Origin of the sequence: Streptomyces swartbergensis, from assembly GCF_002148965.1 — a bacterium.
Taxonomy (GTDB): domain Bacteria; phylum Actinomycetota; class Actinomycetes; order Streptomycetales; family Streptomycetaceae; genus Streptomyces; species Streptomyces swartbergensis.
In genome coordinates this window covers 36,641-57,075 of sequence record NZ_NGFN01000010.1, presented here as the reverse complement: position 1 = coordinate 57,075, position 20,435 = coordinate 36,641, and the positions used below count along the sequence as shown (strand labels likewise).

At 69.8% G+C, this 20,435-nt stretch carries 12 protein-coding genes and 1 pseudogene; 6 read left to right on the top strand and 7 right to left on the bottom strand.

Going from position 1 to position 20,435, the window contains the following annotated elements; genetic code table 11:
* Positions 1-326 precede the first annotated feature (326 nt).
* Together CA983_RS03455 and CA983_RS03450 are read right to left on the bottom strand one after the other, a co-directional pair.
* Entirely contained in the window at positions 327-659 is a 333-nt protein-coding gene (locus tag CA983_RS03455; RefSeq protein ID WP_086599386.1) for a hypothetical protein, read from the bottom strand.
* Positions 660-728: 69 nt separating this feature from the next.
* Positions 729-1,646: a heme o synthase gene (locus CA983_RS03450; protein WP_208636872.1), complete on the bottom strand. Its 918-nt coding sequence runs from the start codon at positions 1,644-1,646 to the stop codon at positions 729-731.
* 383 nt (positions 1,647-2,029) lie between these two features.
* Between CA983_RS03450 and tkt the strand changes: the two genes are divergently transcribed.
* Genes tkt through pgl form a run of 5 tightly spaced genes read left to right on the top strand, consistent with a single transcriptional unit; the run spans position 2,030 to position 8,725 of the window.
* Entirely contained in the window at positions 2,030-4,117 is a 2,088-nt protein-coding gene (gene tkt / locus CA983_RS03440) for a transketolase (protein ID WP_086599384.1), read from the top strand.
* A 34-nt stretch (positions 4,118-4,151) separates the two neighbouring features.
* Positions 4,152-5,270, top strand: a complete 1,119-nt coding sequence (tal, locus tag CA983_RS03435; protein WP_086599383.1) for a transaldolase — start codon at positions 4,152-4,154, stop codon at positions 5,268-5,270.
* A gap of 4 nt (positions 5,271-5,274) precedes the next feature.
* Positions 5,275-6,798, top strand: coding sequence for a glucose-6-phosphate dehydrogenase (gene zwf / locus CA983_RS03430; protein ID WP_086599382.1), 1,524 nt, complete (start codon positions 5,275-5,277; stop codon positions 6,796-6,798).
* Complete coding sequence (gene opcA / locus CA983_RS03425; protein WP_086599381.1) at positions 6,795-7,943, top strand: glucose-6-phosphate dehydrogenase assembly protein OpcA; 1,149 nt, start codon at positions 6,795-6,797, stop codon at positions 7,941-7,943. Before zwf ends, opcA begins: the two co-directional genes overlap by 4 nt.
* On the top strand, positions 7,940-8,725 hold the full coding sequence (gene pgl / locus CA983_RS03420; protein WP_086599380.1) for a 6-phosphogluconolactonase: 786 nt from the start codon (positions 7,940-7,942) through the stop codon (positions 8,723-8,725). Before opcA ends, pgl begins: the two co-directional genes overlap by 4 nt.
* A gap of 66 nt (positions 8,726-8,791) precedes the next feature.
* Here the strand turns inward: pgl and CA983_RS03415 are convergent, their stop codons facing one another.
* Positions 8,792-13,720, bottom strand: a complete 4,929-nt coding sequence (locus CA983_RS03415) for a DUF3320 domain-containing protein (protein ID WP_086599379.1) — start codon at positions 13,718-13,720, stop codon at positions 8,792-8,794.
* A gap of 158 nt (positions 13,721-13,878) precedes the next feature.
* Complete coding sequence (locus tag CA983_RS03410; RefSeq protein WP_086599378.1) at positions 13,879-14,718, bottom strand: carbohydrate ABC transporter permease; 840 nt, start codon at positions 14,716-14,718, stop codon at positions 13,879-13,881.
* A 179-nt stretch (positions 14,719-14,897) separates the two neighbouring features.
* Here CA983_RS03410 and CA983_RS03405 point away from each other — a divergent pair.
* Positions 14,898-15,980, top strand: a pseudogene (locus CA983_RS03405) (RNA-guided endonuclease InsQ/TnpB family protein); the annotation flags it as partial.
* Here the strand turns inward: CA983_RS03405 and CA983_RS03400 are convergent.
* Genes CA983_RS03400 through CA983_RS03390 form a run of 3 tightly spaced genes read right to left on the bottom strand, consistent with a single transcriptional unit; the run spans position 15,946 to position 20,347 of the window.
* Positions 15,946-17,307, bottom strand: coding sequence for an ABC transporter permease (locus tag CA983_RS03400; RefSeq protein ID WP_086599377.1), 1,362 nt, complete (start codon positions 17,305-17,307; stop codon positions 15,946-15,948). The pseudogene CA983_RS03405 and the gene CA983_RS03400 sit on opposite strands and share 35 nt — an antisense overlap.
* 6 nt (positions 17,308-17,313) lie before the next feature.
* Positions 17,314-18,639 (bottom strand): ABC transporter substrate-binding protein, encoded by a 1,326-nt coding sequence (locus CA983_RS03395; RefSeq protein ID WP_086599376.1) that lies wholly within the window; start codon positions 18,637-18,639, stop codon positions 17,314-17,316.
* Between the two features lie 49 nt (positions 18,640-18,688).
* Positions 18,689-20,347, bottom strand: coding sequence for a glycoside hydrolase family 13 protein (locus CA983_RS03390; protein ID WP_208636871.1), 1,659 nt, complete (start codon positions 20,345-20,347; stop codon positions 18,689-18,691).
* Positions 20,348-20,435: the final 88 nt, after the last annotated feature.

Below are 20,435 nucleotides of genomic sequence, written 5' to 3'. Positions count from 1 at the left end.
ATCGAAACGCCGTCCCTAGTGGACCAGTACTGCCACGGAGTACTCCGCACGGAGCTGGGCCTCGAAGGTGCCGAGGCCCAGCTCCGTGCGGAGTACTCCGTGGCAGTACTGGTCCACTAGGGACGGCGTTTCGATCATCCGGGCTCCCCGGTGTGGACCCTGTTGTTTCTAAGGGTCCTAACGGGTGAACCGGGTTCAGGTCGCGGTCCCGAAGGGGGGTGCGGGTGTTCTGGCGACCGCGGGTCGTGCGTGGCTGATCACGCCCACGCGGCGGAGCCGCACATCGATACAGCCCCGCGCCCCCAAGACACAAGAAGGCCGGCTGCTCAGCCGTTCTTGGGGCCGCCCACCTGGATCCCCGCCATGCGCGACCACTCGTAGCGGCCCGTCTTCACCTTCGCGGCGAATTCGCCGTCGAAGGACTCGTGGCGAGTGACGCCGGACTTCTCCACGGCCTTCTCGGCGATCTCGAAGGACGGGGCCACCAGGTCGCCCCAGTTGCCGTCCTCGCCGACCAGGACGATGCGGGCGCCGCGCTCGCCGAGATAGGCGACCTGGCCCTCGGCGCCGCCGTGGGCCTTGGAGAAGGAGCTGATCTGCTGGGCGAGCCGGGCCGCCTTGCGCTCGGCCTTCGGGTCAACCTGCTGCGTGTCTGCCATGACAGGGATGCTACTCACGAGTAGATCGACTGGCGAGAGCAGGGCCCTGTGACGTACGTCAGCGCTGCGTCAGCGCAGGAAGGGGTCGACCGCGACCGCCACGAAGAGCAGCGAGACGTAGGTGATCGACCAGTGGAACAGGCGCATCTCCTTCAGCTTCGCGCCCGTCACCTCCGCCTTCGCGCGGTTCTGGAGGCCGTGCGCCTCCCAGAGCCAGAAGCCGCCCGCCACCAGGGCGACCGACGTGTAGAACCAGCCGGTGTAGCCGAGCGGGGTCAGCAGGAGCGAGACGGCGACCATGACCCAGCTGTAGATCACGATCTGCTTGGCGACCACCTTGTTGGAGGCGACCACCGGCAGCATCGGCACGCCCACGCGCGCGTAGTCCTCCTTGACCTTCATGGACAGCGGCCAATAATGCGGCGGCGTCCAGAAGAACATGACGAGGAACAGGATGATCGGCGCCCACGACATGGAGTTCGTGACCGAGGACCAGCCGATCAGCACGGGCAGGCAGCCGGCGATGCCGCCCCACACGATGTTCTGCGAGGTACGGCGCTTGAGGATCATCGTGTAGACGACGACGTAGAAGAGGAGCGCGCCGAGGGAGAGCCAGGCGCTCAGCCAGTTCACCGTGAGGCCGAACAGCAGCGTCGAGGCGACGGCCAGGGTGATGCCGAAGACGAGGCACTCGCGCGGGCTGACCATGCCGGTGACCAGCGGCCGCTGCGAGGTGCGGTCCATCAGCGCGTCGATGTCGCGGTCGATGTACATGTTGAGCGCGTTGGCGCCGCCCGCGGACATGTAACCGCCGACGCAGGTCAGCAGCACCAGCGTCAGGTCGGGCACGCCCTGCTGCGCCAGGAACATCACCGGGACGGTGGTGATGAGCAGCAGCTCGATGATCCGCGGCTTGGTGAGAGCCACGAACGCCTTGACACGGGCCCCGAACGGCCGGTGGGCCGGGCTCTGGTCCGTCCCGATCATCCCCGCTGGACGGGATTCAACGGCCGTCACGCACACCCCTACAGAGACATCCCAGCAAGCCTCACCCGTGTGAAGTCCCGGTAAAGGCTCGCGCGTACCACGCCACTTTAGACGTTGCCCAGAGTCGGACATTCGCGGGGGTCGGCTCGTGTTGGAGGGCGGCTTCGGAAGGGCGTGCGGAAGCTCGATTGAGCACCCGGATGAGCGGCTCCGTATTCACCTGTCGAATGGGATACGGCCCAGTCAGGAGGCGGATCGAAACGTGTCCCGGCACTCTGGAGTGACTCGAAAGAACGCACGTCCCACGGGGGTAGGCTCGGCTGCGGCCGGTGGACGCCCCGATACACCGGCATCCGACATGTGGAGAGGAGCCCTGACCCAGGGTGAGCACCAAGCCGACCACAACAGACCTCGAGTGGACCGAGTTGGACCAGCGGGCCGTCGACACCGCGCGTGTCCTGGCCGCCGATGCCGTACAGAAGGTCGGTAACGGCCATCCGGGTACGGCGATGAGTCTCGCGCCTGCCGCCTACACCCTCTTCCAGAAGGTGATGCGGCACGACCCGGCGGACGCCGACTGGGTCGGGCGGGACCGCTTCGTGCTGTCCGCCGGCCACTCGTCCCTGACCCTCTACACCCAGCTGTACCTGGCCGGTTTCGGCCTGGAGCTGGACGATCTGAAGTCCTTCCGCACCTGGGGTTCGAAGACGCCGGGTCACCCGGAGTACGGGCACACGACCGGGGTGGAGACGACGACCGGCCCGCTCGGGCAGGGTGTGGCCAACGCGGTGGGCATGGCGATGGCCGCCCGCTACGAGCGGGGTCTGTTCGACCCGGAGGCCCCCGAGGGCGAGTCCCCCTTCGACCACTTCATCTACTGCATCGCCGGTGACGGCTGCCTCCAGGAGGGCATCTCCGCCGAGGCCTCGTCGCTGGCGGGCCACCAGAAGCTGGGCAATCTGATCCTGCTGTGGGACGACAACCACATCTCGATCGAGGGCGACACCGAGACGGCCGTCTCCGAGGACACCGCTCTGCGCTACGAGGCCTACGGCTGGCACGTGCAGCGGGTGGAGCCGCAGGCCAACGGCGACCTGGACCCGGCCGCGATCTTCGAGGCGATCCAGAAGGCCAAGGCGGTCACGGACAAGCCGTCGTTCATCGCGATGCGCTCGATCATCGCCTGGCCGGCCCCGAACGCGCAGAACACCGAGGCCGCGCACGGCTCGGCGCTGGGCGAGGACGAGGTCGCCGCGACCAAGCGGGTGCTGGGCTTCGACCCCGAGCAGAGCTTCGAGGTCGCGGGCGAGGTCATCGAGCACACCCGCAAGGCGCTGGAGCGGGGCCAGGCGGCCCGCGCGGTGTGGGAGAAGGCGTACCAGCAGTGGCGGGACAACAACCCCGAGCGCGCCGCCGAGTACGACCGGGTCGCCAAGGGTGAGCTGCCCACCGGCTGGGAGGAGAAGATCCCGGTCTTCGAGGTCGGCAAGGGCGTGGCCACGCGTGCCGCCTCCGGCAAGGTCCTCCAGGCCCTCGGCGCGGTCGTTCCCGAGCTGTGGGGCGGCTCGGCCGACCTGGCCGGCTCCAACAACACCACGATCGACAAGACCAGCTCCTTCCTCCCGGCGGACAATCCGCTGCCGGAGGCGGACCCGTACGGGCGCACGATCCACTTCGGTATCCGCGAGCACGCGATGGCCGCCGAGATGAACGGCATCGCGCTGCACGGCAACACGCGCATCTACGGCGGCACGTTCCTGGTGTTCTCCGACTACATGCGCAACGCGGTGCGGCTGTCGGCACTGATGCACCTGCCGGTGACGTACGTGTGGACGCACGACTCCATCGGCCTGGGCGAGGACGGCCCGACCCACCAGCCGGTCGAGCACCTGGCGTCACTGCGGGCCATCCCGGGCCTGAACATCGTGCGCCCGGCGGACGCCAACGAGACGGCCATCGCCTGGCGCGAGATCCTCAGGCGCTGGACGAAGGAGTTCGGCAAGGGCCAGCCGCACGGCCTGGCGCTGACCCGTCAGGGCGTGCCGACCTACGAGCCCGACGACGATGCCGCCAAGGGCGGTTACGTCCTGTTCGAGGCCGACGGCGGCGAGCCCGACGTCATCCTCATCGCCACCGGCTCCGAGGTGCACGTCGCCGTCGAGGCGCGCGAGCAGCTCCAGGGCGCCGGCGTGCCCACGCGGGTGGTGTCCATGCCGTGCGTGGAGTGGTTCGAGCAGCAGGACCAGGGGTACCGGGACAGCGTCCTTCCGCCCAGCGTGAAGGCGCGCGTCGCGGTGGAGGCCGGGGTGGGTCTCACCTGGCACAAGTACGTGGGGGACGCCGGCCGCATCGTTTCCCTGGAGCACTTCGGTGCTTCGGCCGACGGCAAGGTCCTCTTCCGCGAGTTCGGCTTCACTGCCGAGAACGTGGCCGCCGCCGCCCGGGAATCGATCGCCGCAGCTCAGCGCTGACCCTCATATACGACACGTAGGAGATGGAATTTCCATGACAGACGCACTCAAGCGCCTCTCCGAGGAAGGCGTGGCGATCTGGCTGGACGACCTGTCGCGCAAGCGGATCACGTCCGGCAACCTCGCCGAGCTGATCGACCAGCAGCACGTCGTGGGCGTCACCACCAACCCGTCGATCTTCCAGAAGGCGATCTCGCAGGGCGACGGCTACGACACGCAGCTGACCGACCTCGCTGCCCGCAAGGTCACCGTCGAAGAGGCCATCCGCATGATCACCACGGCGGACGTCCGCGACGCCGCCGATGTCCTGCGCCCCGTCTTCGACGCCACCGGCGGCAAGGACGGCCGGGTCTCGATCGAGGTCGACCCGCGCCTGGCGCACAACACGCGGGCGACGGTCGCCGAGGCCAAGCAGCTCGCCTGGCTGGTGGACCGGCCCAACACCCTCATCAAGATCCCGGCGACCGAGGCGGGTATCCCGGCCATCGCCGAGACCATCGGCCTGGGCATCAGCGTCAACGTCACGCTGATCTTCTCGCTGGAGCGCTACCGCCTGGTCATGGACGCGTTCCTGACCGGCCTGGAGAAGGCCAAGGAGCGCGGCCTGGACCTGTCGCAGATCCACTCGGTGGCGTCGTTCTTCGTCTCCCGCGTGGACACCGAGATCGACAAGCGGCTCGACGCGCTGGGCACCGACGAGGCCAAGGCGCTGCGCGGCAAGGCCGCCGTCGCCAACGCCCGTCTGGCCTACCAGGCGTACGAGGAGGTCTTCTCCTCGGACCGCTGGAACGCCCTGGAGAAGGCGGGCGCCAACAAGCAGCGTCCGCTGTGGGCGTCCACCGGTGTGAAGGACAAGGCGTACAAGGACACGATGTACGTCACCGAGCTGGTCGCGCCGAACACGGTGAACACCATGCCCGAGGCGACCCTGTTCGCCACCGAGGACCACGGCGAGATCACGGGCAACACCGTCGCCGGCACGTACGAGCAGGCCCGCGCCGACCTCGACGCGGTCGAGCGGCTCGGGATCAAGTACGACGACGTGGTCCAGCTGCTGGAGGAGGAGGGCGTCGAGAAGTTCGAGGCGTCCTGGACCGACCTGCTGAAGTCGACCGAGGCCGAGCTTCAGCGCCTCGCCCCCTCGGAGGGCTGAACAGGTGTCGAGCAGCAACCCGCTGCGTGACCCCGCGGACCGACGGCTCCCGCGTATCGCGGGGCCGTCGGGCCTGGTCATCTTCGGCGTCACGGGCGACCTGTCCCGCAAGAAGCTCATGCCCGCCGTGTACGACCTCGCCAACCGTGGTCTGCTGCCGCCGGGCTTCTCGCTGGTGGGCTTCGCCCGTCGCGAGTGGGCGCACGAGGACTTCGCACAGGAGGTCCACGACGCGGTCAAGGAGCACGCCCGCACGCCCTTCCGCGAGGAGGTCTGGCAGCAGCTCATCCAGGGCATGCGCTTCGTGCAGGGCACGTTCGACGACGACGACGCGTTCGAGCGGCTGCGCTCCACGATCGAGGAACTCGACAAGGCACAGGGCACGGGCGGCAACTTCGCCTTCTACCTGTCCGTGCCGCCGAAGTCCTTCCCGGTGGTCATCCAGCAGCTGAAGAAGCACGGACTGGCCGACCAGAAGGGCGGCTCCTGGCGCCGCGCGGTCATCGAGAAGCCGTTCGGGCACGACCTGAAGTCGGCCGAGGAGCTCAACAAGGTCGTCCACGAGGTCTTCGCCCCGGACCAGGTCTTCCGCATCGACCACTACCTGGGCAAGGAGACCGTCCAGAACATCCTGGCGCTGCGCTTCGCCAACACGATGTTCGAGCCGATCTGGAACCGGTCCCTCGTGGACCACGTGCAGATCACCATGGCCGAGGACATCGGCATCGGCGGCCGGGCCGGGTACTACGACGGCATCGGCGCCGCCCGTGACGTCATCCAGAACCACCTGCTCCAGCTCCTGGCGCTCACCGCCATGGAGGAGCCGGCCTCCTTCGACGCGGACGCGCTCGCCGCCGAGAAGACCAAGGTGCTCGGGGCCGTGAAGCTGCCGCAGGACCTGGGCCGGGACACGGTGCGCGGCCAGTACGCGGCCGGGTGGCAGGGCGGCACCAAGGTGCGCGGCTATCTGGAGGAGGACGGCATCAACGCCTCCTCGAAGACCGACACCTACGCCGCCATCAAGCTGGAGATCGACAACCGCCGCTGGGCGGGCGTCCCCTTCTATCTGCGCACCGGCAAGCGCCTGGGCCGCCGTGTCACGGAGATCGCGGTCGTCTTCCAGCGGGCCCCGCACTCCCCCTTCGACACGACGGCCACCGAGGAGCTGGGCTCCAACGCGATCGTCATCCGCGTCCAGCCGGACGAGGGCGTGACGGTCCGCTTCGGCTCCAAGGTCCCGGGCACGTCGATGGAGATCCGGGACGTGTCGATGGACTTCGCGTACGGCGAGTCCTTCACGGAGTCCAGCCCGGAGGCGTACGAGCGTCTCATCCTGGACGTTCTCCTCGGAGACTCGAACCTCTTCCCGCGTACCGAGGAGGTCGAGCTGTCCTGGAAGATCCTCGACCCGATCGAGGAGTACTGGGACAGCAACGGCAAGCCCGCCCAGTACCCGGCCGGTACCTGGGGGCCCGTCGAGGCGGACGAAATGCTCGAGCGACACGGACGGAGCTGGCGCCGGCCATGAAGATAGACCTCACGGACACCACGGCCAGCAAGATCAACAAGGCGCTGGTGCAGGGCCGCCGGGCGATCGGCACCCCGGCGGTGGGGATGGTGCTCACGCTGGTCATCGTGACGGACGAGGAGAACGCCTACGACGCGCTGAAGGCCGCGAGCGACGCCTCGCACGAGCATCCCTCGCGCACGCTCGTGGTCATCAAGCGCGTCTCCCGCTCGCCCCGCGACCGTACGCAGTCCCGCCTGGACGCGGAGGTCCGGGTCGGCGCGGAGGCCGGCACCGGCGAGACGGTGGTGCTCCGGCTGTACGGCGAGGTCGCCGACCACGCCCAGTCGGTGGTGCTGCCGCTGCTGCTGCCGGACGCCCCGGTGGTGGTGTGGTGGCCGGTGAACGCGCCGCTCGACCCGGCGAAGGACCCCCTGGGGGCCCTCGCTCAGCGCCGCGTCACCGACACCTACGCCTCCGAGCAGCCGGTACGGGACCTGGCCACCCGGTCCGGGACCTACACGCCCGGCGACACGGACCTGTCCTGGACCCGCATCACGCCCTGGCGTTCCATGCTGGCGGCCGCCCTCGACCAGGTCACCTGCGAGGTCAGGGCCGTCGAGGTGGAGGGCGAGGAGTTCAACCCGAGCTGCGAGCTGCTGGCGATGTGGCTCGCGGACCGGCTGGACGTCCCAGTGAAGCGCTCGCTGTCCGGCGGCCCCGGGCTGACGGCGGTCCGCATGGACACCAGCTGCGGCGCGATCACCCTGGACCGTGCCGACGGTTCCCTCGCGACCCTCTCCATCGAGGGCCAGCCGGCCCGTGGAGTGGCGCTCAAGCGCCGGGACACGGCCGAGCTGATCGCGGAGGAGCTGCGGCGGCTGGACCCGGACGACACGTACGCGTCGGCGCTGCGGTACGGGGTGGACCGGCTGAAGGCGTCCTGGCCGGGCAACGCCCCCGCTCCGGCGAAGGAAGAGCCGGTGGCCGAAAAGGAAGAGCCGGTGACCAAAGGGGAGCCCAAAAGTGACGGCCGGGGGCGGCTCGCCCTCCCCGCTCCCGTCGAAACGGCTGCGAAAGCTCCCGCTGCGGAAGCGACGGCGCAGGCACCGGTGAAGCAGGAACCGCCCAGGCTGGAACCGGTACGGAAGGCGACGACGAAGTGAGTACGGCACCGCAGCTCGTCGTCCACCGCGACAAGGAGCTGATGGCCCAGGCCGCGGCGGCCCGGCTGATCACCAGGATCGTGGACGCGCAGGCCTCCCGGGGCTCGGCGTCCGTGGTCCTGACGGGCGGCCGCAACGGCAACGGCCTGCTGGCCGCCCTGGCCGCGGCGCCCGCCCGGGACGCGATCGACTGGAGCCGGCTCGACCTCTGGTGGGGTGACGAGCGGTTCCTGCCCGAGGGCGACCCGGAGCGCAACGTCACGCAGGCGCGGGAGGCACTGCTGGACTCGGTGCCGCTCGATCCGAAGCGGGTGCACGCGATGCCCGCGTCGGACGGCCCCTCCGGCACCGACGTGGACGCGGCGGCGGCCGCGTACGCGGAGGACCTGGCGCGGGCGGCGGGCCCGGAGAACCACGGGCCCGTGCCGACGTTCGACGTGCTGATGCTGGGAGTCGGCCCGGACACGCATGTGGCGTCGCTGTTCCCGGAGTTGCCGGCGGTCCGGGAGACCGACCGCACGGTCGTCGGCGTCCACGGCGCACCGAAGCCGCCGCCGACGCGGGTGACACTGACGTTGCCGGCGATTCGTGCGGCGCGGGAGGTGTGGCTCCTGGCCGCGGGCGAGGACAAGGCCCAGGCCGCGGCGATCGCGCTCTCGGGCGCGGGCGAGATCCAGGCGCCGGCGGCCGGGGCGTACGGCCGCAGCCGGACACTGTGGCTGCTGGACGCGGCGGCGGCTTCGCAACTGCCACGTTCCCTTTATCCGCCGGCTTCGGCGTGAGCTGTGCGGCGGAGGCTCTGGGCCTCCGCCGCACTCTTCGTCTGGTGCGCGCCTGAGGTCCCGTCTTCAGCGAGCCGCTCTGATGCGCTCCGGTCCGCCTTCCAGCCGCCGCTGCCTGTGCAGTTCCTCGATGTCGGCAGCCAGGCAGTCGCGGATGTCCTTGCCCGTGCGGCGCCAGCCGAAGAACTCACAGGCCTGTTTGATCAGCTCGTCGCGCGACATGCCGGGGCATTCGGCGGCCAGCTCGGCCAACGCCACGTACCGCTCGGCCGGGGCGATGTGCACGACCTTGCGCACCGTCTCGCCGTCCCCCGGATGCCGCGCCTTCACCGCGTTGTGGCCTTCCGCGTGGAAGAAGGCATCGTCCGAGACGACCAATCCCGAGTCGGCCAGGGCACGTGCCACCTCCCGGACGTTGTCCCGAATGCGGTTGCCCGCCCGGGCCACGCCCCAGGCCTCACGGGCCCGCTGCACCAGCAGGTCCTCGTGGATGGGCCCCTCGGTCCGGATGACCTGCGTCAGCAGTTTCCGCAGGGCGGGCCGGGCCTCCGGTGTGTGCAGTTCGTACCGCGGGCTGATCACGACCTCGCTCAGCGCGTAGGGGGCGCTCCACTCGCGTTCCCCGGCTGTGTCCACCGGCACCCGCTCGTACTCCACCTCCGCCTGGGCCGGCGTGCGCGGGGACGGCACCGCAGGCAGTCCGCCACCCGCTTCGGCGTCGGCCACAGCCGCCACCGCGCCGGACCCCCCGTCGTCGGGATCAGGCGCCTGCGGCACCGCGCTGCCCGCGGCGAGCGGGCCCTGGGCGATGGCCTGCTCGACCGCCTCCCGCAGCCGGAGTTCGGCGGCCGCACGTCCCCGGTACCAGTCGGTGCCCCAGATGCGGTACAGACGCCAGCCGAGCCCGTTGAGCACCTGCTCGCGCAGTCGGTCGCGGTCCCGGGCGGCCTTGGACGAGTGGTACATGGCACCGTCGCACTCGATGCCGAGGGCGTACGCGCCCGGCAGCTCGGGGTGGCGCACACCGAGATCGATGCGGTAGCCGGCGACGCCCACCTGTGGCTGGACCCGGTAACCCCAGCCGCGCAGGACCGCGAGGACGGACTCCTCGAACGGGCTGTCGGGCTCGGCGTCGGACTGCACCACGTCCCGCGCCAGGACGGCCGGGCCGTTCTCGGCGTACTCGAGGTAGCGCTTGAGGTACTGCACGCTCTCGTTGGGGCTGTCGGCAAGGCTCGTGCCACGGAAGGAAGCGACGACCTCCATGCGGTAGCGGGCGCGGGTCACCGCCACGTTGAGGCGGCGCCAGCCGCCACTCTTGTTGATGGGGCCGAAGTTGAGCCCCACCTTGCCGTGTTCGTCGGGACCGTAACCCACGGACATGATCATCACGTCGCGCTCGTCGCCCTGTACGGATTCCAGGTTCTTGACGAAGAAGCCGTCGAGACGATCCTCGGTGAAGCAGTGGTCCAGGTCGGGTCGCGCCAGCCGGGCCTGCTGTACGGCCTGGTCGATCGCGGAGGCCTGCGCCTGAGAGAGAGCGACCACTCCGAGGGTCTTGCCGGGGCGGGAGTCGAAGTGGTGGATGACGCGTCGGGCGACGAAGTCCGCCTCCGTCCGGTTGTCGCGGCGGCCTCCTCGGTCGTAGACACCGTCGGCCTTCAAGAAGGCGACGCCTACGTCGTTGCCCTCGTCGAGAGCTCCGGGGAAGGTGACCATCGAGTTGGCGTAGAACTCGTGGTTGCTGAAGGTGATCAGGTTCTCGTGGCGGCTGCGGTAGTGCCAGCGCAGCGGCAGCTCCCGCATGGCACCGGCCTTGCAGGCGTGCAGCAGGGACTCGAAGGAGTCCGGGACGTCCTCGGTGTACTCGTCGGACTCGTCTTCGACCGACGCGTCGAAGAACGAGGTCGGCGGCAGCTGCTTGTCGTCACCGGCGACGACGAGCGTGCGCCCCCGGTAGATGCAGTTGACCGCGTCACCGGGCCGGACCTGGGACGCCTCGTCGAAGATGACGACATCGAAGTGGAAGTCGCTGGGCAGGAACTGGCTGACGGTCAGCGGGCTCATCATGAAGCACGGCTTGACCGACTGGACGACCTCGCGGGTTCTGCCGAGGAGTTCACGCACCGGCATGTGCCGGGTCTTCTTCTCCGCCTCGCGTACGATCACCGCGCCCGCGCCTCCGGCGAAGCGCCTGGGCCTTCGCTTGTTGCACGCCGCGATGACGGCACCTCCCGCGGCGGCGATCAGTCGGCGGTCGGCCTCCTGGAAGTCGGCCACCCGCGCGTTCAGGTCGTCGGATCGGGTGCTGCGCAGGCGCTTGTCCGTGGCGAGGAGGTCGTCGGCCCAGGCACGCAGCAGCGCCTGTTCGACGATGTCGGGCAGCCGGTCCGGGTCGACACCCCGCTCGGCCGCGCTCGCGACGAGGCCGCCCGCCCCGTGCCGGGCGAGGACGGAGAAACCGGCGAGGTGGGCGTGCCACTCGTCAGGGCCCTCCCGGTCGGCCCGGAGGGCGTCGACCACCCGCCGGGCCTGGTCGAAGGTGCCCAGCAAAGAAGGTGAGAGCTGGGTGCGGCGGCCGGTGTCGAACAGGTCGAGCAGGGCGGTCACGGAGCGGCTCCAGCGCTCGGCGCGGCCCGTGGCGACCGCGCACCACGAGCCGAGCGAGGTCCGCACGTTCTTCGCCAGCAGGGCCGGGAGATCGTCGGGGTCGGCGCCGTCAGCGAGGCGGTCGACGAGGTGTTCGCGTCGTACGGCTTCGGGGCTCAGCGCGGCGATGCGCTCGGCCGTCGCCAGTGCACGGTCGAGATCCTCCAGCTCGTGCGTGGTCCGCGGCGTGTACCGACCGAGGATCGCGCTGTGTCGGTCGGCCAGCCGGGCCACCTCGGTGGCGGCGTTGTACCAGGCCAGCGCCTGTTCCAGCCGGGCGGCCAGCGACTTGTCCCAGATGCCGGTGCGGGTGAGCGCGGCCACGGACACGCGGTCGGCTTTGTACTGGGCGGAGAAGCGGGCCATCAGTCCGCGGTGCTGCTCGGCGAACCGTCCCGCGATGTCGGGCAGTTCGACGGCGGTGAGGACCTGCTCGCCGAAGACGTCGTCGGCGGCGTCACGGGCCGCCGTCTCGGCGTCCAGTGCCCGGCGCAGTTCCTCCGCGGCCTCGCGGGCCCGCGCCAGGACATCGGCGACGAACCAGCCGTGTGGCGGACGGTGGCCGGAGGCCGTCAGGTCGGCGAGCTCGCACAGGGCGAACGCGGCGTCGGCGCCGTTGGGCTTGGGCATGCCGAAGAGGTCCGCGAGCTGAGCGAGCTGAGCGGACACGTCGTCCGGCAGGCCGCCGTCCGCCGGGACCGTCCCGGTCGGCAGGCCGGCCTGAAGCGTCCGCACCATCTGCTCGGCTTCCCGAACCGAGCGGGGTTCGTCCCGCGTGGCGGGGAAGGGGCGGCGTCCGGTCGCCGTCAGCAGGGCGTCCAGGGCCTCGGCGGCCTCGGACACGACCTGGTGGGCGTCCGTGCCGACCAGTCCACGCCAGGGGAAGGCCTCACCCTCGGCGGCGGGGCGCCAGGCACGGCTGACGGCCTGCGAGGCGGCGGCCAGTTCCAGCAGGGCACCGGCGCTCAGGGACCGGACGGCCTTGGCGTTCTCTGCGGTCAGCGGCAGGTTCGGGGTGCCTGCCTGCTCCAGCTGCACGAGGCGGCCAAGGACGTCGTGCAGGGTGCGTTGCAGCGGTTCGCGAACCTGGTTCATGGCCGCGGCGTAGGCGGACAGTTCCTCGCGCAGCTTCCGGGCCCGCTCCAGCTCGTGTGCGGCGGCCCCGGTGACGCGCGCTTCGGTGGTCAGCACCCGGGCCAGTTCGGTGGCGACGGCCTTCTTGCTCGTGTCACCGCTGTGCAATGCCATGACGAAGTCGCCGAGGCCCACCCCGCGCAGCCGGTTGCGTACGACGTCGAGCGCCGCCGCCTTCTCACTCACGAACAGCACGCTGCGGCCGGCGTGCATGAGCGCCGCGATCATGTTGGTGATGGTCTGGCTCTTACCGGTACCGGGCGGGCCGCTCATCACGAACGACCGGCCGTCCAGAACCGCGGCGATGCATTGACGCTGCGATGCGTCGGCGTCGAGGACCAAGGGCGTCTTCTCGGGCAGTTGGACCTCGTCGATGCGGTCCAGCTCAGGCGGTTCGAATCCGACCAGGTCGTCGGGCAGCCCCGCGTCGGGGCCGAGGGCGGCGGCCCGTACGAGAGGGTGGGCCAGGATCTGGTCCTCGTTCTGCTGCAGGTCCTGGTACATCGCCTCCCGGTGCGAGGCGAACAGGCCGAGTACGACCTGCTCGTGCACGGACCAGCCCTTGAGGCCGCCGGCGACCGAGCGTGCGGCGGAGAGCACGGCGGGCAGGTCACCGACGTCGGTGCCGGTGACCGGGCTCCAGTCGATACCGAGCCGTTCGAGTTTCACCGCCAGTGCGGGATTGTGGATGCGGTCCTGGTCGTCAGCCAGGTGGAGGCGGTAACGGCGGTGGCTGTCCCGGCGCAGCTCCACGGGGACCAGGACCAGCGGCGCGGCGCTGCTCTCGTGGGCGTCGGCCTCGCACCAGTCGAGCATGCCGACGCCGAGCCACAGCACCCACAAGCCGTAGTCGTTGTACATCTGCCCGGACTTCTGGCGCAGTTGGTACAGCGCGCTGTCCAGGGACGCCTGGGTGGTCTTCTGGGTGACCAGCCCGGGACGGTTCCGCCGGTCGGCCGTCCCGGCCCGGTCGTCCTGCGCCTCCGCTTCGAGGACCGGGGCGAACTCCCAGCCCTTCGCGAGGTCCGCCAGGAGAGCGCCGATGCCGGGCGAGGTGATCTCCAGCGTCGACGTCCGGGTGGGACGGAAGTTCAGCAGGCGATTGCGCCCGCCCATGTCCAGCAGGGAGTTTCGCCAGTCGTCGAGGACTGCCTTCAAGCGCCCGAGAGCCGGATCGCCGACGGCGGACACGGGTCGGGACTGGTGGGTCATGCGGTGCTACCTCCTGCGAACGCACAGGGGCAACCAGCCTCACAGCCCCCTGGAGGTATCTACCTATCAGTTCCGATCTTCCCGGACAGTACAGATCACCTACACGATATGCATTAGTTGTGAAACATGTGATCGAGTAGCGGTCTCCTGGGCTGTGATCACTTGACCGACCCCGCCATCACGCCCTGCACAAAGTGCTTCTGGAACGCGAAGAACACGACGACAGGCACGACCAGGGACACGAACGCCCCGGGCGCCAGGACGTCGATGTTGCTGCCGAACTGCCGTATCTGGGACTGGAGTTCCACTGTCAGCGGCTGCGAGGCACTGTCCGCGAACAGCAGCGCCACCAGCATGTCGTTCCACACCCACAGGAACTGGAAGATGGCCAGGGAGGCGATCGCCGGCCGCCCCACGGGCAGCACGAGCCGCGTGAAGATACGCCATTCGCTGCCGCCGTCCATCCGAGCCGCCTCCAGCATCTCCTTCGGCATCTCGGCGAAGTAGTTCCGCAGCAGGAACACCGCGAACGGCAGGCCGTAGGCCACATGGAAGAGGACGACGCCGGGGATCGTGCCGAACAGGCCGAGCTGACCGAAGAGTTTGGCGACCGGCAGCAGCCCGATCTGCACGGGCACCACCAGCAGCGCGACCACGACCAGGAAGACCGCCTCCCGCCCGGGGAAGTCCAGCCACGCGAACGCGTAGCCGGCGAGCGCCGCGATCACCACGACCAGGACCGTCGTGGGCACCGAAATCAGCACCGTGTTCCAGAACGCCTGTGTGATGCCCGAGTTCTGCAACAGCGAGGAGTAGTTGTCGAAGGACAGCTGCCCGGGGGTGGAGAACACCGTCCACCAGCCGCCCTTCGCCGTGTCCTCGGCGGACCTCAGCGAGGACAGGAACAGCCCGGCCAGCGGCGTCATCCACACGAGGCCCACAATGACGAGGAAGGCCTGGACGACCCCGTTGCCCAACCCGCGCCGAACCGCGCTCATCCGGTCTCTCCTTCGTGGATATCCCGGCCTTCAGGCCTGGGAGGAAACGAAGCTCCTGCGGAGCGGGGCAGCGAAATCTGGTTCGCCGCCGGGGCGGACGGGCGTTCACCGGCCACCGACCGACACCCTGCGCTCACACGGAAATTGACAAGATGTGAGGCGTGACGCAGCAGGTCAAGCGGGAGCTGGAGGAGCGCACGCGGGCCTGGTACGGCGAGCAGCGCCGGATCTCCTACGTGCAGTCGTCCGCCGCGCTGACGGAGTGGAAGAAGACCGAGGAACTCGCCTTCCTCGCGGAGGTTTCCTCCGTCCCGCTCCAGCAAGCGCTGAGGCACCTTCAGACAGCGTTCGGGAACTTCTTCGCCAAGCGAGCCAAGTACCCCAGGTACAAAAGCCGGAAGAAGTCCCGCTCGTCTGCCGAGTACACCCAGTCGCGTCCCCTTCCACAAGGCTCGGAGCCGAGGACGATCACCGTATCCCGCGACGCGGCCGGACGCTGGTTCGTCTCCATACTCGTCGAGGACACCATCACCCCGGCACCCGCCGCGAACGCGGCGGTTGGCATCGACGCCGGGATCACGTCGCTGGTGACCCTGTCCATCGGGGAGAAGATCGCCAACCCGAAGCACGAGCGGCGTGACCGCGCTCGCCTGGCGAAAGCCCAACGAGACCTGTCGCGGAAGGCGAAGGGCTCGGCGAACCGGGAGAAAGCCCGGCGTCGCGTCGCCAAGGTCCACGCGCGGATCGCCGACCGCCGTCGGGACTTCCTGCACAAGCTGTCGACTCGGCTCGTCCGTGAGAACCAAACGGTCGTGATCGAGGACCTCACCGTCCGCAACCTGCTGAAGAACGGCAAGGTCGCGCGCGCCATCTCTGACGCGGCCTGGACGGACCTGCGCATGATGCTGGAGTACAAGTGCGCCTGGTACGGGCGTGAACTCGTCGTGATCGACCGCTGATTCCCCAGCTCGAAGCTGTGTGGAACCTGCGGAACGATCCGCGGGAAACTGCCGCTGAACGTCCGCGAGTGGACGTGCGAGTGCGGCACCGTGCATGACCGCGACGTGAACGCGGCACGCAACACCCTGGCCGCCGGGCTGGCGGCGTCTGCCTGTGGAGACGGTGTAAGACCTCAACGGGAGTCCTCCCGGACGGGGCGGTCGTCGGTGAAGCAGGAATCCCAGCGGGCGACCGCTGGAATCCCCCGCCTTCAGGCGGGGGAGGAAGTCAACGCTGCCCCCTTCGGAAACGGCGGACGTTGAACACCATGGCCGGAACCACCAGCAGCAGGAGCAGCACACCGAGCGCGCTGCCGAGCCCCTGGTTGTTGCCGCCGCCGAACGACACCAGCCACATCTGCGTCGCGAGCACGGTCGCGTCCTCCTGCACCGGACCGGGCGCGATGATGTAGACGAGGTCGAACACCTTCATCACGTTGATGACGAGGGTGATGAACACGACCGTCAGCACCGGTGCCAGCAGTGGCACCGTGATCCGCCGGAAGATCTGCCACTCGTTCGCGCCGTCCATCCGCGCCGCCTCCAGCGCGTCCCGCGGCAGCGTCGACAGGCCCGCCCCGATCAGCACCATGGCGAAGCCGGTCCAGATCCACAGGTAGGCCCCGATGATCGCCGGTGTGACGAGCGCCGGTCCGAGCCAGGAGACACCCTCGTAGGGCGGGGCGAAGTTGGACGACGGCAGCTTCACCGCGTACGAGCCCGGTTCGAGTCCGTCGAAGCGGAAGGAGCCGTCGGACGCGGTGGTCGCCGTGGCGACGGCCTTGCCGTCGCGCACCGCCTCGACCTTCATCTGGGGCAGTCCGCTCTCCCGCCGGTCGACCTTGCCCTGCTCCCCTCCCCCGCCGGGCGTGAAGTCCAGGTAGACCACGCCGCGCAGTTCGTCGGGGGCGGCCTTCTGCCCCGCCGCCGCGTACGCGGGCCGGGTCCCGCCGGGCAGGTCACCGGGCAGCACGCCGACCATGCCCAGCGTCACCGCGTCACCCGGGGAGACGCTGGTGGTCGTGCGGTACGAACCGTCCTTGTCCTTCGTCAGGCCCTGTCCGTCGCGCGCCCGGGCCGTCGGGTACGAGGACTGCGCCTTGAAGGCGTCGTGGACGGAGACGACCGCGGCGTTCAGGACGCCCTTGTCCGGGTCCTCGTCGTAGGCGAGCCGGAAGATGATGCCGGCGGCGAGGAAGGACACCGCCATCGGCATGAAGAGGAGCAGCTTGAAGGCCGTGGCCCAGCGGACCTTCTCCACCAGGACGGCCAGGATCAGCCCGAGGCCGGTCAGCAGGGCCGGTGCCACGACGACCCAGATGGCCGTGTTGCGGACGGCCGTGAGGGTCGCCGGGTCGCGGAACATCTCGGCGTAGTTCTCGCCGCCGACGAAGGTCGTCCCGGAGGCGTCGAAGAAGCTGCGGCCGACGCTGAACAGCACGGGGTAGACGACGAGCGCGCCGAGCAGCAGCAGTGCGGGCAGCACGAACAGCAGGGCGACGATCTTGCCGCGCCGCCGCAGCCGCCGGGTGCGGTCGGCGACCGTGACGGGCGGTGGGGGGTTCGTCTCTTTGACGAGGGTCGCTGTCATGGCGGATCAGTCCTGGTACGCCTTGGCCGCCGCGGCCTCCAGCTTCGCCGCGGTGCCCTTCGGGTCGGACGGGTCGCGCAGGAAGTCCTGGAGCAGCTTCCACTCGCCGGTGCCCTTGGTGCCGCCGAAGGACGCCGGGGCCTGGTCGGACATGTCGAAGCGGACCGAGTCCCCGGCCTCGACGAGGGACTTGGCGGTGGCGCGGGTGACGTCGTCGCCGTAGGAGGCGAGGTCGAGCTTCTTGTTCGGGGACAGGAAGCCGCCCGCCTCCGCCCACACGGCCGAGGCCTCGGGGGTCGCCAGGAACTCCAGGAGGGCCTGGGCGGCCTTCTGGTTCTTGCCGTCCTTGAGGACGACGGCCGCGTCACCGCCGCTGACGACCGGCGCCTCGCCATCGGCGACCGCCGGGAACGGGAAGAAGTTGGCGTCCTCGCCGACCTTCTTGCCGAACTGGTCCTTGGCGACGCCGGCGACGAAGTCGCCCTCGTAGACCATGCCGGCCTCGGGCTCCGGCCCGAACACCTTCTCCACCGAGCCGGGGAAGTCGGTGTTCAGGGCGCCCTTCTGGCCGCCGGCGATGAGCTGCTTGTCCTTGAAGAGCTTGCCGAGCGTGGTGAGGGCGTCGACGACGGACGCGTCGGTCCACTTCAGCTTGTGCGCGGCGAGGGCGTCGTACTTCTCGGGTCCGGCCTGGGAGAGGTAGACGTTCTCGAACCAGTCGGTGAGGGTCCAGCCGTCCTGCCCGGCGACGGAGAACGCGGCGAGGCCGGAGTCGGACACGGTCTGCCCGGCCTTCAGCATCTCGTCGTAGGTCTTCGGGGGCTTCACCCCGGCCTGGGCGAGGGCGTCGGGGCTGTACCAGACGGTCGACTTGTGGGCGGCCTTGAAGTAGAGGCCGTAGAGGGTGCCGTCGACGCTGCCGTACTCCTTCCACACGGGGGCGTACCCGGCGTCCACGGACTGCTCGGTCTTCTTCGACAGCGGCTTGAGCCAGCCGTTCTGCGCGAACTGCTTGAGCACGCCGACCTGCGGGACCATCACGACGTCGGGAGCGTTGCCGCCCTCGATCTTGCTGCCGACGACGGTGGAGACGTTGTCGCCGGTGGACGTGAACTGCGTCTTGGCGCCGGTCTTCTCGGTGAAGGCGTCCAGCACCTTCTGGAAGTTCTTCTGCTCGGTGCCGGACCAGACACCGGCCACGGTGATGGTCTGGCCGTCGAGCGCCTTGTCGCCGCCGCCGGCCGCGACGGGGCCGCCGCCGCAGGCGGTGGTGCCGAGCGCCAGGACGAGGGCGGTGCAGCCGGTGAGCAGGGTGGTACGTCGTCGCATCATCGTTGATGTCCCTTCGGGGAGTTGACTTGCGGGGTTGGATTGCGGGCGGTCAGGAACGGATCCACCAGGCGGCCGTCGAGCCGGAGAGCACTCCGGGCGCGCAGGCGCCGCTGGCGAGCAGGGGGGTGCCGGAGACCGGCGCGGGGGTGGGGGCCGTACCGAAGTGGACGGCGCACACCAGGTCGTCGCCGCGGGTGAAGGCCAGCACGCCGGGCGGGGAGTCCAGCCAGCGCAGCGTGCCCTCGCCCAACTGGGGCAGGGCGGAGCGCAGTTGGAGACCGTCGCGGTACAGGTGCCAGAAGGAGCGGGTGTCGGCGAGGGCCCGGTCGGTGGCGTACTCGGCGAAGTACTCCGGCTGGGGCAGCCACGGCTTGGCGCTCTCCTCACCGGAGGTGAAGCCGAAGGGCGAGGCCTGGCCCGACCAGGGCAGCGGCACGCGGCAGCCGTCGCGGATGCGGGCCCGGCTGCCGGTGCGGCGGAAGATCGGGTCGGTGAGCACGTCGTCGGGCAGGTCCACGACCTCGGGCAGGCCGAGCTCCTCGCCCTGGTAGATGTACGCGGCTCCGGGCAAGGCCAGCATCAGGAGCGCGGCGGCCCGGGCGCGGGCGGCGCCGAGTCCGCTGCCCCCGGTGGCGGGTTCGCCGTAGCGGGTGACGGTGCGGACCTGGTCGTGGTTGTTGAGGACCCAGGTGACGGTCGAGCCGGTCCCGGCGATGTCCTGCATGGCCTCGGAGATCACCTTCCGGAAGGCATCCGGGTCCCAGGGGGCGCTGAGCAGGTCGAAGAAGAAGGCCTGGTGGAGCTCGTCGGGGCGGACGTACTGGGCGTGTTCGCGGGCGGTCGGGACGGAGACCTCGCCGACGAGGAGGCGTTCGCAGCCGTCGCGCTCGGTGTACTCCTCGCATATGGAGCGCCAGCGCCGCCACACGTCGTGGACCTCGGGCTGGTTCCAGGCGAGCGGGTTGACCGAGTCACGGGTTCGGGCGTCGGCCTCCGGGTCGTCCGAGTCGGGCAGCTCCGGGTGCTTGAAGAGTCCGGCCGCGACGTCGATGCGGAAGCCGTCGATGCCCCGGTCCAGCCAGAAGCGGAGGATCCGGTCGAACTCGGCGGCGATCTGAGGGTTGCGCCAGTTCCAGTCGGGCTGCTCGGGCGCGAACATGTGCAGGTACCACTGGCCGGGCCGGCCGTCCGGCTCGGTCACGCGGCTCCAGGCGGGGCCGCCGAACATGGAGTGCCAGTTGTTGGGCGGCTCGGCACCGTCCGGGCCGCGGCCGTCGGCGAAGTGGAAGCGGGCGCGGGCCGGGCTGCCGGGCGGGGCCGCGAGCGCCTCACGGAACCAGGGGTGCTCGCTGGAGCAGTGGTTCGGGACGATGTCGAGCAGCACCTTGATGCCGAGCCGCCGCGCGGCGCCCACCAGCAGGTCGAACTCGTCGAGGTCGCCGAAGAGCGGGTCGACGTCGCAGTAGTCGGCCACGTCGTAGCCGTGGTCGTGCTGCGGCGAGGGATAGAAGGGGCTCAGCCAGATCCCGTCGACGCCGAGCTTCTTCAGATACGGCAGCCCGGCCCGGACTCCGGCGAGATCGCCGACGCCGTCACCGGTGCTGTCCAGGAAGCTGCGGACGTACACCTGATAGATCACTGCGTCACGCCACCAGTGGTGCCTGTTCAACCCATCGACCTGTCTCTGAGGAGGGCAGCGGTTATGCATGCATGTTAAGTAGGCGTGTCGAGAGGGTGTCAATGAAAAGGCAGAAGCTACCGAGGAGTTGAAGAGGTGGAAACCTGCACCTACCGGA